The sequence below is a fragment of the Streptomyces sp. 7N604 genome (assembly GCF_052245475.1).
In the GTDB taxonomy this organism is placed as follows: Bacteria; Actinomycetota; Actinomycetes; order Streptomycetales; family Streptomycetaceae; genus Streptomyces.
This window is the reverse complement of sequence record NZ_JBQQBX010000033.1, coordinates 31,569-46,386: the sequence shown is the minus strand read 5'-3', so window position 1 is coordinate 46,386 and position 14,818 is coordinate 31,569. Positions and strand designations below refer to the sequence as shown.

13 protein-coding genes and 2 pseudogenes are annotated in these 14,818 nt (G+C 72.0%); 7 read left to right on the top strand and 8 right to left on the bottom strand.

Features of this window, described 5'->3' with window-relative positions:
• Positions 1 to 18 precede the first annotated feature (18 nt).
• The gene (locus ACTWP8_RS30585; protein ID WP_443325329.1) at positions 19 to 921 is read right to left on the bottom strand and encodes an NADP-dependent oxidoreductase; all 903 of its coding nucleotides are present in this window, start codon (positions 919 to 921) and stop codon (positions 19 to 21) included.
• Positions 922 to 1,091: 170 nt separating this feature from the next.
• On the opposite strand from ACTWP8_RS30585, the gene ACTWP8_RS30580 reads away from it, so the two are divergent.
• Both ACTWP8_RS30580 and ACTWP8_RS30575 read left to right on the top strand, forming a co-directional pair.
• A complete protein-coding gene (locus ACTWP8_RS30580) occupies positions 1,092 to 2,420 on the top strand; it encodes a LuxR C-terminal-related transcriptional regulator (RefSeq protein ID WP_443325328.1) in 1,329 nt (442 codons plus the stop codon).
• Between the two features lie 392 nt (positions 2,421 to 2,812).
• Positions 2,813 to 5,608, top strand: coding sequence for an AAA family ATPase (locus ACTWP8_RS30575; RefSeq protein ID WP_443325327.1), 2,796 nt, complete (start codon positions 2,813 to 2,815; stop codon positions 5,606 to 5,608).
• A gap of 113 nt (positions 5,609 to 5,721) precedes the next feature.
• Here ACTWP8_RS30575 and ACTWP8_RS30570 read toward each other — a convergent pair whose 3' ends face one another.
• Both ACTWP8_RS30570 and ACTWP8_RS30565 read right to left on the bottom strand, forming a co-directional pair.
• A complete protein-coding gene (locus ACTWP8_RS30570; RefSeq protein WP_443325326.1) occupies positions 5,722 to 7,215 on the bottom strand; it encodes a carboxylesterase/lipase family protein in 1,494 nt (497 codons plus the stop codon).
• A gap of 58 nt (positions 7,216 to 7,273) precedes the next feature.
• On the bottom strand, positions 7,274 to 8,176 hold the full coding sequence (locus ACTWP8_RS30565; RefSeq protein ID WP_443325325.1) for an MBL fold metallo-hydrolase: 903 nt from the start codon (positions 8,174 to 8,176) through the stop codon (positions 7,274 to 7,276).
• A 285-nt stretch (positions 8,177 to 8,461) separates the two neighbouring features.
• On the opposite strand from ACTWP8_RS30565, the gene ACTWP8_RS30560 reads away from it, so the two are divergent.
• Positions 8,462 to 9,328 carry an acyl-CoA thioesterase gene (locus ACTWP8_RS30560; RefSeq protein ID WP_443325324.1) on the top strand — a complete coding sequence of 289 codons (867 nt, stop codon included), beginning with the start codon at positions 8,462 to 8,464 and terminating at the stop codon, positions 9,326 to 9,328.
• A gap of 64 nt (positions 9,329 to 9,392) precedes the next feature.
• Here the strand turns inward: ACTWP8_RS30560 and ACTWP8_RS30555 are convergent, their stop codons facing one another.
• Positions 9,393 to 10,400 carry a DUF6397 family protein gene (locus ACTWP8_RS30555; RefSeq protein ID WP_443325323.1) on the bottom strand — a complete coding sequence of 336 codons (1,008 nt, stop codon included), beginning with the start codon at positions 10,398 to 10,400 and terminating at the stop codon, positions 9,393 to 9,395.
• Between the two features lie 198 nt (positions 10,401 to 10,598).
• Positions 10,599 to 10,988, bottom strand: a pseudogene (locus ACTWP8_RS30550) (roadblock/LC7 domain-containing protein); the annotation flags it as partial.
• Between the two features lie 133 nt (positions 10,989 to 11,121).
• Between ACTWP8_RS30550 and ACTWP8_RS30545 the strand changes: the two are divergent.
• Positions 11,122 to 11,550: a PPOX class F420-dependent oxidoreductase gene (locus ACTWP8_RS30545; RefSeq protein ID WP_443325322.1), complete on the top strand. Its 429-nt coding sequence runs from the start codon at positions 11,122 to 11,124 to the stop codon at positions 11,548 to 11,550.
• Positions 11,551 to 11,559: 9 nt separating this feature from the next.
• Here ACTWP8_RS30545 and ACTWP8_RS30540 read toward each other — a convergent pair.
• Positions 11,560 to 11,643: pseudogene (locus ACTWP8_RS30540) on the bottom strand (ATP-binding protein); the annotation flags it as partial.
• 70 nt (positions 11,644 to 11,713) lie between these two features.
• On the opposite strand from ACTWP8_RS30540, the gene ACTWP8_RS30535 reads away from it, so the two are divergent.
• From ACTWP8_RS30535 to ACTWP8_RS30525, 3 genes are all read left to right on the top strand, one after another.
• Entirely contained in the window at positions 11,714 to 12,337 is a 624-nt protein-coding gene (locus ACTWP8_RS30535; protein WP_443325321.1) for a class I SAM-dependent methyltransferase, read from the top strand.
• 39 nt (positions 12,338 to 12,376) lie between these two features.
• The gene (locus ACTWP8_RS30530) at positions 12,377 to 12,715 is read left to right on the top strand and encodes a hypothetical protein (RefSeq protein WP_443325320.1); all 339 of its coding nucleotides are present in this window, start codon (positions 12,377 to 12,379) and stop codon (positions 12,713 to 12,715) included.
• Between the two features lie 127 nt (positions 12,716 to 12,842).
• Positions 12,843 to 13,787: a hypothetical protein gene (locus ACTWP8_RS30525; protein WP_443325319.1), complete on the top strand. Its 945-nt coding sequence runs from the start codon at positions 12,843 to 12,845 to the stop codon at positions 13,785 to 13,787.
• A 157-nt stretch (positions 13,788 to 13,944) separates the two neighbouring features.
• Here the strand turns inward: ACTWP8_RS30525 and ACTWP8_RS30520 are convergent, their stop codons facing one another.
• Together ACTWP8_RS30520 and ACTWP8_RS30515 are read right to left on the bottom strand one after the other, a co-directional pair.
• Complete coding sequence (locus ACTWP8_RS30520; RefSeq protein WP_443325318.1) at positions 13,945 to 14,487, bottom strand: MOSC domain-containing protein; 543 nt, start codon at positions 14,485 to 14,487, stop codon at positions 13,945 to 13,947.
• A gap of 91 nt (positions 14,488 to 14,578) precedes the next feature.
• A complete protein-coding gene (locus tag ACTWP8_RS30515) occupies positions 14,579 to 14,761 on the bottom strand; it encodes a hypothetical protein (protein WP_443313897.1) in 183 nt (60 codons plus the stop codon).
• Positions 14,762 to 14,818 lie beyond the last annotated feature (57 nt).

Sequence of the window (14,818 nt, the reverse complement as noted above, 5' to 3'; positions counted from 1 at the left end):
CGGGCCATGGTGTCCGTACTACGGGCGCAGCACGAGCTTGCCGCGTACATGCGCGGCCTCGCTCACCGCCTGGGCCTCGGCCGCGTCCGCGAGCGGAAAGATCCGGTCGACCGGGATCCTGAGCCTGCCCTGTACGGCGAGGCGGGCCTGCTCGGCGAGTGCCTCAGGGGCGCGCTGGGCTCCCGCGGAGAAGGGGACCCCGAACTCGGAAGCACTCGGGTCGGCGATGGTGACGATGCGATCCGGCGTACCGCCGCGCAGCTCGATCGAGTCCTTCAGCGCCCCCTTGCCCGCCACGTCGAAGACCGCGTCCACCCCCTTCGGGGCCACCGCGCGGACGCGGCCGAGGAGTCCGTCGCCGTAGGCGAGAGGGATGGCGCCGAGGGAGCGCACGTAGTCGTGGTTGGCCGGTGAGGCGGTGCCGATGACGGTGGCGCCGAGGGCGACGGCCAGCTGGACGGCAGCCGTCCCGACCGCGCCGGCGGCACCGTGCAGCAGCAGTGTCTCGCCATCCTCGACGCCGAGCAGGCCGAGGACGCGCTGCGCCGTTTCGGCGGCCACCGGCAGCGCCGCGGCCTCCTCCCAGCTGAGTTCGGCCGGCTTGGGGGCGACGACGGTGGCGAGGGCGTACGTGGCGTAGGCGCCGGTGTCGGTGGTGCCGAACACCTCGTCGCCGACCGCCGGCGTGGCGCCCTCGCCGACCTCGTCGACCACTCCGGCGGCCTCCATTCCAGGGATCGCGGGGAACGTGGTCGGAAACACGTCCTGCACCCAGCCGCTGCGAATCTTGTAGTCGAGGGGGTTGACGGCTGCCGCCTTGACGCGCAGCCGCACCTGTCCGGGTCCCGGGTGAGGCTCCGGGGCCTGCGCCAGACGCAGCACCTCGGGTCCGCCGAATTCCTCGAAGACGATGGCTTCCATGTCCGTCCTGTCCCTGCGTTGAGAGTTTCTTCGACAAGTGCCTTGAGAGTTCCTCTCGGCTCCCTGAAGCCTCTGTCGTCGGGACCTGACGCCCGGCCATCCTTACGGAGAGTTCGTACCTGGCCGAAAGGACAGCCGAGCAGGCCGGGGAGGCGTTTAACCTGGCGGCCATGGAGTTCGCGGAAGCAGGAACGGGTGCAGGAACGGAAACAGGAGCAGCGGCCGTTCTGGCAGCGGCCGTCGAGGTGATCCGGGCGCCGCTGGCCGAGATCCTGCCCCGGCTCTCCGCCGCCCTGGCGGGACCGGCTCCGCACCACGCGGTGGCGGAGCTGTCCAGCGAGTGCACCTATGCGCCGTTCAAGACCCACGGCGACCCGGTGGGTGACCGGCGGATCACGAACGCCGAACTGGCCGCGCTCGCCCCCTCCGTACCCGCCGGGCAGCCGTGGCAGGGACGGGCCCGTGTCGCCGGAACCGAGCTTCCCGTCCTCGCCGTCTCCAGCGACGTCGTCCCCAGGGGAGCGCTCCTGGTTCTCGTACGCACCGACGACTCCGCGCTCCCGCCGGCAGTCACCGCGCTCGCCCAGACGCTCTGGGACCTCGTGACCGCGCATCGGGACCGCATGACCGCGGAGGCGGTGCCGGGAGTGCTGGCCCAGTCACGGGTCGCGGCGGACACCCGGGCCAGAACCATCGCCGAACTCGGCGACGCGCACGAGGCCACGCTGACCGGGCTCCTGGGCGTACTGCGAAGCCGTGCGCTCGACGACTCGACGGCCCGTGGCAGGGCGGTCGACCTCGCCGTCTCCGCGCTGGTCGACCTGCGCGCGGAGGCGGAGCGGGACCAGGCGCTGGTCGAGGAGCCGGCGGGCCAGGCGTTCGAGCGGCTGGCCGACTCGCTGCGGCCACTGCTGCGCCACAGCCAGGTGCGGCTCGACCTGGCGCCTCCGGAGGAGAAGGACGGAGCTGCCGACCGGCTGCTGTCCGCCGACGTTGCGAACGCTGCGCGAGCCGTGGTACGGGCGGTGCTGCTCGCCGTTCTGGAGCAGGGTCCGGAGCCGGTGCGGCGCGTTCACGTCGGATGGAAGGTCGACGATCGTGAACTGCACGCGACGGTACGGGACGACGGGCCCGGCGCTCTGTCACGGGACGCGCTCGCTGCGCGCCGGGTCGGTGAGCGGCTGGCCGCGCTCGGAGGCGGGCTCGGCCTGGACGCGGTGCCCGGCTGGGGCACGACGGTGACGGTCACGGTGCCGCTCGCCCCGCACGGGCCGCAGCAGGCCAGGCAGGCGGACCCGCTGTCCGCGCTGGGCGCTCGCGAACTGGAGGTGCTCGGTCATCTCGCCCGGGGCCATCGCAACCGGGCCATCGCACAGGAACTGCACATCAGCGAGTCGACGGTGAAGTTCCACGTCGCCAACATCCTCGGCAAGCTCGGCGTCACGACCCGGGGCGAGGCGGCCGCACTTGCCCATACGTGGGGCGGGGCCGCCGCCTGACCGAGCCGACCGGCCCCCGGGCGGCTTCGCCCTCCGTCCACCAGGACCGCTGTGAGCGCCCGAGGCGGGGGCGCGCCCTCCTTCATCTGGAGCGCACTCATGCGCATCCACCGCAGCAGTTACGGCAGGGGTGACAGCCCCGCTGCTCGCATCCTGCACGGGCCGGACGTCTCCCGATTCCGTGTCTCTCCCCCCGGTGCACGCCGGGTTCGACTACCAGATCGGCGGCGCCTCTCTCCCCCCGCCCGTGATCAGCCGCGACCGCAGCGCCGCCCGCCGCGTCGTTCGCGGAACGGCGGCAGGTGCGCGCGTACACACACGTCGACGGCCCCCGCCGCCCCCCGTCGGGTGGCAGGCGGTTTCCGACCGACGCTGTCGAGTTCTCTGCGAGAATGATCGGAGAATCCGCATTCCCTGGAGCATCGGTGGAAAATCCCGCGAAGGCCCGTGAAAGCCAGGGATCGGGGCCTGGTCCCGGGGGACCAGCGGTGGGCCGCGACACCGAGATCGCACATCTCTTCCAGCTCGTCGACGCCGATCAGACCCACAGCGAAGTGCTGATCCTCACGGGAGATCCCGGTGCGGGCAAGAGCATGCTGCTGGACATCGCGGCCGACCGAGCGGCCAGCGCGGGCCGGCGAGTCCTGCGCGCGGTGGGCAGCGAATCCGAGGCGAATCTCGGATTCGCCGGTCTCCACCAGTTGCTCCGTCCCGTGCTGGACGAGGTGGAGAGCCTGCCCTCCCGGCAACGCTCCGCGCTCCTGGGCGCCTTCGGTCTCGGCGAGGCCGCCGAGACCCCGGACGCCATGCTCGTGGATCTTGCGGTGCTGACGCTGCTGTCCGAGCTGGCCGAGCCGGCACCACTGCTGGTAGTGGTCGATGACGCACAGTGGATCGATCGCGCGTCGCTGGACGCGCTCTCCTTCGTGGCTCGGCGGATGGACAGCGAACCCGTCACCCTGCTGGTGGGCGTACGCGCCGCGGATCCGCTGCCCGGGCTCGACAAGGGATATCAGCGCCTCACCCTCGGACCGCTCGGCCCCGAGGCCGCGAACCGGCTGCTCGACCTGCAGGCCGCGCCACCCGGCGGCCGCACCCGGATGCGGATCCTGGAGCAGGCAGTCGGCAACCCACTGGCCCTGGTGGAACTTTCCCGCGCCGCGGCGCTCCGGGACCCGGCGGGCGGAACCGCGGAGGGCCCACTGCCGGTCACCGACCGGCTGGAGCGCATCTACGCCGGGCAGGTGGCGGACCTGCCCGAACCCACCCGCCGAGCCCTGCTGTTGCTGGCGGCAGCGGACGCCGCGGACGCATCGGCGGCGTCGCTCGGCCTGCCCGAAGCGGACGACAAGGCGTGGCTCCCCGCCGAACAGGCCGGTCTCGTACGCCAGGGCGGCCCTGGAGTCTCCTTCCGTCACCCGCTCATCCGCTCGGCGGTCTACCACTCCGAGTCCTTCGAGGCCCGGCGGGAGGCACATCTGGCCCTCGCCGAGCGGTTGCGCGGGGAACCGGACCGGCGTGCCTGGCACCTCGCCGCCGCGACACTGCACCCCCACGAGGGCGTGTCGGCCGCACTGCGGGAGACGGCGGACCGCGCCCGGCGCCGCGGCGGCTATGCGGCTGCCGCGGCCGCCCTGGAGCGCGCCGCGGAACTCAGCCCGCACCGCGAGGACCGGGCGCGCCTGCTGACGGACGCCGCGGCCATGGCAGTCTTCACCGGCCGCCTCACGTGGGTCGAGCACCTGGCCGCCCAGGTCCGTACCTCCACTGACGATCCGTCACTCGTGAGCAGTGCTTGGCTGGCGAGCGGGGAGCTCATGGCCATGACGCAGCAGCATGCGAAGGCGTTCGCCCTCCTGTCGCGCGTCACGGACGAGGCGGCGGCCGCGCAGTCGTCCGTGGCACTGGACGCACTGGCCGCGGCGGCAGTGGTGGGCTACTACTCGGGCGAGGATTCCCAACGCCGGTGGACCCAGGACGTATTGGCCCGTATCCCCGACGACCCCTCCCGCGCTGCGCTGCGCGCCTGGGTGCTGGCCATCTCGGACCCGAGCAGCAGCAGGGCGCAGCTGGCTCCCGTACTGCCTGGCCTGATCGCCGGGACGGAGAACGACCCGGGATGGCTGACCGCGCTCGCCATCGTTGCCTGGATCCTCGACGAGACCGCCCTCGCCGTCAGGACGTTCGACGAGGCATTCGACCGCTGGCAGGCACGCGGGCCGCTGCCCGACGGACTGGGAGGCGCGGCCGGATGGGCGTACCTGGAGCAGGGGCGGTGGGCTCAGGCCCGTAAGGTCTCCACCGACATCGCCGACGTGGCGTCGGTGTCCGGACTCGACCACGCCGAGGCGTGCGCGTGCGCGACCGACGCCACGGTGCTCGCCCTGCAGGGAGATCAGGCGGGCGCGCGCGAGCGTGCCGGGCGGGCCCTGGCCCTCGTCGATCCGGTGGAGAGCCGCTCCATCGCGGTCTCCGCGCGGCGCGCCCTGGGCCTGGCCGCCGTGGCCGAGGGCGACTACGACACGGCGTACGAGCAGTTCCGCTCCGCCTTCACCGGCAACGGCGATCCGGTCCACTACCACGTCTCGTACACCGTTCTGGCCGAACTCGCCGCGGCAGCCACCCGCAGTGGGCGGCGGGAGGATGCCTCCGAGGTGCTGGAGCGGTCGGCGCGCCGCCTCGGCGATGGCATGTCGCCGCGGATCGCCGCGCTGATCAACCGAGGCCGCGCCCTGCTGGCGGATCCCGGGGCCGGCGAACCGTACTTCCGGGCGGCCCTGGCGGACTCCACCGGCGAGCAGTGGCCCTTCGAGCAGGCGCAGACGCGGCTGGACTACGCCGAGTGGCTCCGCAGGCAGCGCCGCATCACGGAGGCCCGTCCGCTGCTGACCGCCGCGCTCGAGACCTTCCAGCGGCTGGGCGCCCGGCCGTGGGTCGCGCGCACGCAGGCCGAGCTGCGCGCCGCGGGCATCGAGGCGAGCACCGTCGTCCCCAGTGCCTTCGCCGAACTGAGCCCTCAGCAGCAGCAGATCGTCCAGCTCGCCGCGCGTGGCCTGACGAACCGTGAGATCGGCGAGAGGCTGTTCCTGTCGCCGCGTACGGTCGGCTCCCACCTCTACCGGGTCTTCCCCAAGCTGGGCATCACCGCCCGCTCACAACTCCGCGACATCATCGAGAGCACCCCGTAGGGCGCCTCGGGGGCACAGGCGTGAAGCCGAAGCAGCCCGGCGCTGATGATGGTTCTGGTCATGCGATGACGTCCTTGGAGGGGGGCGTGGCGGCACGGGAGTACCGCCGGGGCTCAGGTCCAGGCCTGCCGTACCTGGGCGTTGGGGTCGTCGACCTGTGTCCATGCGTCGGCGATGCGCATGCTGGTGCGGCGGGTGGTGTCGTACTGCGGCCAGCCCGGGTCGCCGGTCCTCGCGAAGCGGATCCATGCGGAGTGGACGCGGGAAGCGAGGTCGGCCGGGGGCTCGGTCGGGCCGAGGAACGCCTTGGGGCCGTGGAGCTGCGGCAGATCGGTGCGGTCGAAGACGAACGGGAGTTCCATGGTGTGCGCTGCGCCGAGTTCGCCGTCGAGGGCCTGCGACCGCCAGGCGAACTCGTAGACGTGCGTACGCGATGAGGGGTGCTGCGCATGGGCCTCCGCCAGCCGCCGCGTTCCCGCGCCGAACAGGGCGTCGGCCATGATGGCGGACCGCAGTGCGCCGGACGATGCCCCCGGCCGTTCACCGCGGTAGACCTCCACCAGCTTGTCCGGGTCGGGGTGCGAACGAGCTGCTGCGGCGTACACGTCATCCGCTGTCGAGGGGGTCAGGTTGCCCAGCGGCGCGAGGTACAGGTTGCCTTCCTCGGTGGTGGTGCCGAGGAGCAGGTCGACGCCCGCGCCGCGGCCGGCGGCCACGGCCTCGGCCGGCTGCTGGTCCAGAACGAGGCTGAACGCGCTCAGGCCGATCAGCGGGTCGAAGTGCCCGTCGACCTTGAGGTCGGTACCGGCCAGTTGGGGCATGGCCTCGACGAAACGCTCATCCGGCACCGATGCGAAGGCCTCGGCCGTCGGAGCGACCCCCAGGGCCTGGGCGAGGGCCTGGGTGACCCGGTTCGCCTGAGCCCGGGTGAACGCTCCCAGGCCGCTGCCGCTCTGGATGATCGCGCGCTGGAGGAGGCCATCGGACTGCGGACTCGCCACCACGCCGCCCACGATCGTGGCGCCGGCCGACTGACCGGAGAGCGTCACCTGGGACGGGTCGCCGCCGAAGCCCGCGATGTTCTCCTCGACCCAGCGCAGGGCCGCAATCACGTCCAGCAGGCCCCGGTTGTCGGGAGCGTCGGGGAGGTGGAGGAAACCGGGCACGCCCAGCCGGTAGTTGAGGGTGACCAGGACGACTTCGTCGCGGGCGAAGTTCGTGCCGTCGTAGAGCACCGACCGGGTGGATCCGGCGACGAATCCGCCGCCATGTACGAACACCATCACCGGCAGGTCGTCGCGAGCGGTGTCGGGCGTCCAGACGTTGACGATGAGGTAGTCCTCGCCCGGAACCCAGCCCTGACCGAAGTACGGGGACATGTCGAGGTCGCCGAACGCATCGCGCTTCGGCTGCGGTGCGGTGGGACCAGCGACGGTGGCATCCCGGACTCCGGACCACGGCGCGTGCGGCGTGGGCGGGGAGAACCGGGCGGCGCCGAGCGGGGGTGCGGCGTAGGGGATGTTGAGGAAGACAGTGGCGTCCTCCTCGCGGCGGCCCCGGACGGCGCCCTGGGCGGTCTGCACAGTGGGATCGGTGTTGTTGGTCATGTCGTCGGTGTCTTTTCTTCGCAGTCGCTGGGGTGAGGGGTCACAAGCGGGTGAAGGGTCACAGGCGGGTGAAGGGCGCCCATTCCTTGATGGAGAACTTGCTGCCGTCGCGCTGCACCTCGGCGGCGCCGTGACCGCCCAGATGGGCGGGGAAGACCAGGGCCTTGTCATCGGCGGACTGGCCGAGGATGCGGCGGCGCGTGGCGCGGGATTCGGCCGGGTCCTCGCAGAAGCAGCTGTTGCCGTCCGGCTCCAGAATCTGCACCGGGCTGTGCAGCAGGTCCCCGACGAAAAGTGCGCGGTCTCCCTTGGAGTTCAGGGCGAGCACGGACGATCCGGGGGTGTGCCCTGGGGCGAGTTCCAGACGCAGGTTGGCGTCGATGTCGTAACTGCCGTCCCACAGCAGCGTCTTGCCGGCCTCGTGGATGGGCGCGACTGAGTCCGCGAAGACGTTCTGGTTGCCTCGCCCGAGCAGCGGCTTCTGCTCATTCTCCGGGTTCCAGAACTCGAAGTCCCGCTCCGGCATCAGATAGGTGGCATTGGGGAACGTCGGCACCCACTGCCGGCCGTCGAGGTAGGTGTTCCAGCCGACGTGGTCAATGTGCAGATGGGTGTTGACCACGATGTCGACGTCCTCCGGCCGCACGCCGGCCCTGGCGAGATTGCCCAGGAAGTCGGTGTCCAGGTAGCTCCACACCGGCGCATACGGCCGGTACTTGTGATTGCCGACACCGGTGTCGACGAGAATGGTCTTGTCTTCACTGCGCAGGACCCAGGTCTGAATCGCGGACTGCACAATATTGCTGTCCAAGTCCAGGAAATCCGGGGCCAGCCAGGACGTATTCTCCTCCCACGCCTCCTTCGGAGTCTCCGGGAAGAAAACCTCGGGCGTCATCTCGACAGGGCCGTAGAACTCCTCGACGCGGGTGATGCTGACGTCGCCCAGCACTATCTGCTGCATGGAAACTCCTCCGTCGATCCGTGTTCGGCTCGCACAGGAGAGCCTTGTCGCGGGTGCCTGCGGGGCGGTATCCGTCACATGACTGCACCTGCCACGCGGGGCAGTCATGGCGGGCCCAGGTCAACGGCCGCGCCGCTCCCGGCGCAGGTCAACGGCCTCGACGGTCCCGGGCTCGGGTCGACGGCCACGCCGCTCCTGGCGAGGCTCGGTGGGCAGCTGCCTGCCGTCGCGGCCCGAGGGTTGTTCTAGTCTTGCGGATGCTGTGGCACGAACCGAGGAGCACCGATGACCAACCCCGCCGAACGGCTCGTCGACCTGCTCGATCTGGAGCAGATCGAGGTGAACATCTTCCGCGGCCGCAGCCCCGACGAGTCGCTGCAGCGGGTGTTCGGCGGGCAGGTCGCCGGGCAGGCACTGGTGGCCGCGGGGCGGACCACGGACGGGCAGCGTCCGGTGCACTCCTTGCATGCTTATTTCCTCCGTCCCGGCAGGCCGGGCGTGCCGATCGTCTATCAGGTGGAACGCGTACGGGACGGGCGGACCTTCACCACCCGGCGAGTGGTCGCGGTGCAGCAGGGCCGCACCATCTTCAATCTGACCGCCTCCTTTCATCAGCCCGAGGCGGGCATCGAACATCAGCTGCCCATGCCGGACGTGCAGGGCCCGGAGAAGTTGCCGGCACTGGCCGACGAGCTCCGCGAGCACCTGGGCGCACTACCCGACGCGCTGGAACGCATGACGCGCCGCCAGCCGTTCGACATTCGCTACGTGGAGCGGCTGCGGTGGTCGCGGGAAGAGCTCCAAGGTGTCGAGCCGCGCAGCGCGGTGTGGATGCGGGCGGTGGGACAGCTCGGCGACGACCCGCTGGTTCACACCTGCGCCCTCACCTACGCCAGCGACATGATGCTGCTGGACGCGGTCCGCGTGCCGGTCGAACCCCTTTGGGGCTCAAGGGGATTCGACATCGCGTCCCTGGACCACGCCATGTGGTTCCACCGTCCTTTCCGCGCGGACGAGTGGTTCCTGTACCAGCAGGAGTCACCCATCGCGACGGGCGCCCGCGGGCTCGCCCGCGGCCAGATCTTCAACCGGGAAGGGCAGCTCCTGGTATCCGTCATGCAGGAGGGCCTCTTCCGCAAGTTGGACGGGTAGCGGACCACTATTCCGTTCAAGCGTGCGCTCCCCGCGGCTGCCCCTCCCTCGGCTACCCCTCCCCTCACCCCGCCCGGCGGCGCAACCAGGCCCTGAATCCGCGCGGCCGAGTCTCCCCCGATCCGTCCGGCGGGCTGTGCCGAGGCGCTTCCGACGGGCCTTCCCGCGGCGCTTGCGGAGGGGCTTCCGAGGGGGCTTGCCGTGGCCCCTCCTGCGGGGCACCGCCGGGCATCGGCGCCGACCGGCAGGCCCTGGCCTCGTCCAGCGCGTACAGCAGCGACAGCCTGATCCAGAGGACCTCGTCGGGGTCGTCCGCTCTGATCAGCCGCTCGACCACGTCCCACGTCGCCGTCGAGTCGGCCCGGGTGGACACCAGCGCCGGGCGCAGCTTGCGCAAGTACGCCCGCTCGTACGGGTCATCGACGATCTGGGCGAGCTCATCGGCCGGCAGCACCCCGGCCGGCACCGCGGCCCGCGCCCAGGGGTCGTCCGTCTGCCGGGCCAGCTGCCCGATGCGCCGGCTGCGCCAGTTCCGCGCCCGCCAGTCCTCCCCGGCGTCCAGCAGCGCCTTCAGGTTCTTCGGCATGATGCCGCTCAGCATCGCGGGCTCCCGCTCCACGAACTCCCGCAGCTCCACTGCCGGATAGAGCCATACGACGGCGCGGTAGCGGTTGACGTAGAACGTCGCCGGGCTGATCAGACCGACCCGCGCCAGGCGGGTGAACCGGTCGGGGCTGATGCCCATCAACTCCGCCGCCTCGGCAGTCCCGACCACCCGCACCCGCTCGCGCAGCCCGTCGGGAAAGTCCTCCGCCTCCTGCAGCCGGGCCACTTCGGCGCGGGGCACCCGCCGCCGCCCGCCTCCTGGCGCCGCGACGGCCCGCACCTTCTCGAGCTGCACCGCGAGCTCCAACTCCCGCGGTTTCAGGCCCAGCTCCGCCGCCGCCCTGCTGAACGCGAAAGTCTCCTCCGCGCCGGGCCCCGCGGGCTGCTTCTCCTGCTTCGCGTGCCTCGCGTGCCTCGCGTGCCTCGCGTGCCTCGCGTGCCTGTCGTGCTTCTCCTGCACTGTCATGACGGTCCTCCCCCGCACGATCCGATCACTCTCGGTGACGACCGTAGCCGGGAAGTCCGACCCCCGCTCCCCCTGTGGATAACTTCAGTCGCCGGGATCGGCCCCGCCGCTCGCCGCCCCGCCGCTCGCCGCCTCTCCGCCCGTCGCCCCGTCACCGCTGCCGACCCCGCCCCGGAATGCTCCGCCCCCGGCAATCCGGCCCTCCTGACGCACCGCGACCCCGAGGTGCTCGCCCACCCGGTTGACGAGCAGCGTCATCTCGTACGCGACCTGGCCGATGTCCGCGTCGGCAGAGCCGAGCACGCACAGACAGCTGCCCTCCCCCGCCGCGGTCACGAACAGCACCCCGTCCTCGAACTCGACCATCGTCTGCCGCACCCGCCCCGCCCCGAAGTGCTTCCCCGAACCCTTGGCCAGGCTGTGCAGCCCGGACGACACCGCCGCCAAGTGCTCGGCGTCCTCGCGCTCGAGCCCTTCACTCGCCGCCGTCACCAGCCCGTCGTTCGACAGAACCAGCGCGTGTCGCACGGACCCGACGCGCTGCGTCAAGTCCTCCACAAGCCAGTCGAGCCCTTTGCCCAGTGCCATTGCGTGCCTCCCCGTACGGCAGTTCGCCTCAACCGCCGTGCCAGCCTGTACCACCTCGGCCGTCCGGGCAAGCCGCTCTGCGCCGCGGGCGTCGTACTGGGCCCGGCCCCCGCATATGACACAGGATGAGCGCATGGCACAGACGATGACTCACGACGAATGGCACGCGTTCGTCTCCCAGGGAACGCGCACCGGCAAGCTGGCGACCGTACGGCCCGACGGCAGCCCTCACGTCGCCCCCGTGTGGTTCGTACTCGACGGCGACGACCTGGTCCTGACCACCGGCAAGAACACCGTCAAGGGACGCAATCTGGCGCACGACAGCCGGGTTGCGATCTGCGTGGAGGACGACCGCCCGCCGTTCGCGTTCGCCACGCTCCAGGGCCACGCCGAGCTGAGCGAGGACCTCTCGGAGATGCGCCGGTGGACGACGCGCATCGCCGCCCGCTACATGGGCACCGAGCGCGCCGAGGAGTTCGGCAAGCGGAACGCAGTCCCCGGCGAGCTGCTGGTGCGCGTGCGCATCCATACGGCCGTGGCCATGAGCGGCCTCACGCACTAGCCGGTCCTGGCCCACCGAGTCGAGCAGCCGGGCGGTGTGGACCCGCCCGGCGTACTCGACCAGCCTGATCAGCGCCTCCTCTCCCGAGTCACGGCACCCGTGCACACGCGCGTGGACGCCCGGGGCGCGAGCGGGCGGCTCACGGGCGCGGGATCATGGGGGCATGGACGCCGACCACAGTCACGTACGGGAATTCTTCGCGGCCAGGGCCGACGGCTGGGGCGCCCGCTTCCCGGACGACGCCCCGGCCTTCGCTGCGGCGGTGGACGAACTCCGGCTGCGCCCCGGGGACGCGGTGCTCGACGCCGGATGCGGCACCGGCCGGGCGCTGCCCGCGCTGCGCGAGGCCGTCGGCCCGGGCGGCACGGTTCTGGGCGCCGATCTGACCCCGGAGATGCTGCGCGAGGCCGTCCGTGCCGGGCGGGACCGCAGCGCCCGCCTCGTCATCGCGGACGTCGCGCGGCTGCCGCTGCGGGACGCCTCGCTCGCCGCGGTGTTCGCCGCAGGACTCGTGTCACACCTGGCGGACCCGCGGGAGGGGCTGCGCGAGCTGGCGCGCGTCGTGCGCCCCGGCGGGCGACTCGCGCTCTTCCACCCCATCGGCCGGGCCGCTCTCGCCGCCCGCCAGGGACGGCAGCTCACCCCCGACGACCTGCGGGCCGAGCCCAACCTCCGTCCGCTGCTCACGGCCTCGGGCTGGCGCCTGGTCTCCTATGCGGACGAGGACGCACGCTTCCTCGCACTGGCCGTGCGCCCTGCCAACCCTACGGACGCGAGGCACACTTGAAGATTCGGTGACACAGCAGACAGGGGGAAGGTGGTCCGCGTGCTGGGCAGGCTTCGCAAGCTGATCGAACCGCTGAGGAGAGGGAACCGGGGCCGGGACCAGGGCCAGGACCGGAACGGGGACCAGGGCCGCCGGGGCCGGGCCGCTCGTCCGGATCGCAGGCGGCCGAATCTCTTCGACGCGGCCGCCGCATACGTGGCCGCGGGCATCGAGGACGACGAGCACGGGCTGGCAGAGGCGGCGGGATGGGTGTCGCCCGAGGCGCTGTCCTTCGGGGTGAACGAGCTGGCGTGCCGGGCGGTCATCGCGGTCGCCCGCGAGCGCGACGAGTCACCGAAGACCGTGGCACGGTCCCTCCTCGGCCTGCCCGCCGTCTGACCGGCCCGGGCCCAGGCCGGCGCACGCAGGAGGCCAGGCCAGGCGCCCGGGTTCCGCCGAACCCTCGACGGAGGCGTTACCTACTGGTTAATGTGCGCGCACCCCACTGATCCATGGAGAGGTGACCATGTCCGTTACGGACGAGGCCCAGGACGCCGAGGACGCCCTGTTCGTGCTGACGGCAGTGCTCCTCACTCCCGCTCAGTTCCCGAGCGTGCTCGGCGACGACTACCCGGAGGCGTGCTCCGTGCTCGGTCTCGAGCCGTACGCCGAGGGGTACGGCCTGGTGCTCGGGCAGGACGGGGACGGCGCGCGGTGGACCGTGGTCACCGACGACGTGTCGCTCGTCGCCTGTGCCATCGCCGCCTGGGACTGCGGCATGGAGTACGACCTGTCGCCCGACGAGCGCAGCGTCGTCGCCGCGCTGCCGGGCTGGCCGCTCGCCGTCGCGGTCGCCGCCCCGGGCATCCCGGCCCCGCACGACCCCGAGCCCGACCCGGAACTGGGCGGCGTCGACCGGCCTCCGCTGTGCCCGCCGGACTCCGAGAACTGGGGTCCGGCGCAGCGGCGGCTGGGCGCGGACGAGATCGCCCTGCAGTGGGCGATGTGGCGGGAACAGGTGGACGAGGAAGTCGAGTTCACCGAACCCGGGCAACAAGCGAACGCCGAAGACCAACCGAAGGCCGAAGACCGGCCGAAGGCGGGAGACGAGCCCAAGGCCGAAGACGAGCCCAAGGCGCCAGAGAAGCCGGAGTCGGGAGACGAGCCGGAGCAGGGCGACGGGCCGGAACCCGGGCAGCCCTCACACCCCGCGGTGCGCAGGGTGCTCGAGGAGGCGCGCGCGTACGTGGACAAGCCCCCACCGCCCGGCCGCATCCGCTCCGCCTTCGCCTCGGGCGAGGCCCGTACGCTGCGCGCGGACGGCCCGGGCTGGAGCATGGTGGCCCGCACCGACGACATCGCCTTCATCCTGGTCGACGACGAGCCGGGCGAAGTCCTCCCCGTGGGCCGGGGCCCCGAACTCCCGGGCCTGCTCAGGGCCCTCGACGAGCTCGCGGTGCGCCCCTCCTGACCCGCGATCCCCGCCGAACCCGACCCCTCGCCGCCCCTCGCCGCGCGTCAGTAGCCCCGGGAAGACCGACGTGCCGCACGGCCCTGATCTCGCTCAACGCCAGGTCGGGCGAGGGGCTGTTCGGGAACGGGGGGCGGATGGCGGTGAGCAGTACGCCTCAGACCCGTTCCAGCGGCCGGTGCGGCTCGGCGGGCAGCTCGACGCCGATGGCATCACCCGCGCGTACCTCTCCGCCGGTCACCACGATTCCCATGATCCCGGCCTTGCGGACGAGCCGGCCGTCCTCGTCCCGCCCCACGACCTGCTTGAGCAGCCCGTCCTGGAACGTGTCGATCTGCAGGCAGGGGTTGCGAAGCCCGGTCACCTCGACCACGGCTTCCGCGCCGAGGCGGAGCAGCGTGCCGGTCGGCAGCGCCAGCAGGTCGATCCCCGCCGTGGTGATGTTCTCCCCCAGCCGCCCCGGGCCGACCTCGAACCCGGCCTCGCGGACCTCGGCGAACAGCTCCTCATGAATGAGGTGGACCTGCCTCAGATTCGGCTGGGTCGGGTCCTGGGCGACGCGCGAGCGGTGCTGCACCGTCACCCCCAGGTGCGCATCGCCGTCGACACCCAGCCCGGCCACCAGCCGGATGCTCTCCCGCGTCCGCTTGCTGAAGTCGTGATCCCTGCTACGGCTCACCGCCGTGACCGTGCCACCCATGAGCACGGCTCTCCTCCCCGTCCGGTGACCTCCGTGCGCCCACGGAGATCACGGTGACTCTAGCGAGGGGGCGCCTCGCGGGGCGCGCGGATCAGCGGCCCAGCTCCTTCCGGCTCACCCGGCGCAGCCTCCGCCGCTGCGATTCGTCCAGCAGCAGATAGGCACCCACCGGAACGCCGACCATGATCAGCAGCGCCGCCCAGAAGGGCAGCACCCACAGCAGGACGATCCCCACCGCCACTCCCCCGACGGCGACCTTGGCCCTGTTCGTCATCTCCGACGCCTCCTTCGCGGCGACCCCGAGGTCATCCTGTGAACGGGCACACACCCG

Coding starts and splice junctions, on each gene's coding strand:
- ACTWP8_RS30585 (WP_443325329.1), bottom strand. CDS start 921: ATGGAAGCCATCGTCTTCGAGGAATTCGGCGGACCCGAGGTGCTGCGT.
- ACTWP8_RS30580 (WP_443325328.1), top strand. CDS start 1,092: ATGGAGTTCGCGGAAGCAGGAACGGGTGCAGGAACGGAAACAGGAGCA.
- ACTWP8_RS30575 (WP_443325327.1), top strand. CDS start 2,813: ATGATCGGAGAATCCGCATTCCCTGGAGCATCGGTGGAAAATCCCGCG.
- ACTWP8_RS30570 (WP_443325326.1), bottom strand. CDS start 7,215: ATGACCAACAACACCGATCCCACTGTGCAGACCGCCCAGGGCGCCGTC.
- ACTWP8_RS30565 (WP_443325325.1), bottom strand. CDS start 8,176: ATGCAGCAGATAGTGCTGGGCGACGTCAGCATCACCCGCGTCGAGGAG.
- ACTWP8_RS30560 (WP_443325324.1), top strand. CDS start 8,462: ATGACCAACCCCGCCGAACGGCTCGTCGACCTGCTCGATCTGGAGCAG.
- ACTWP8_RS30555 (WP_443325323.1), bottom strand. CDS start 10,400: ATGACAGTGCAGGAGAAGCACGACAGGCACGCGAGGCACGCGAGGCAC.
- ACTWP8_RS30545 (WP_443325322.1), top strand. CDS start 11,122: ATGGCACAGACGATGACTCACGACGAATGGCACGCGTTCGTCTCCCAG.
- ACTWP8_RS30535 (WP_443325321.1), top strand. CDS start 11,714: ATGGACGCCGACCACAGTCACGTACGGGAATTCTTCGCGGCCAGGGCC.
- ACTWP8_RS30525 (WP_443325319.1), top strand. CDS start 12,843: ATGTCCGTTACGGACGAGGCCCAGGACGCCGAGGACGCCCTGTTCGTG.
- ACTWP8_RS30520 (WP_443325318.1), bottom strand. CDS start 14,487: ATGGGTGGCACGGTCACGGCGGTGAGCCGTAGCAGGGATCACGACTTC.
- ACTWP8_RS30515 (WP_443313897.1), bottom strand. CDS start 14,761: ATGACGAACAGGGCCAAGGTCGCCGTCGGGGGAGTGGCGGTGGGGATC.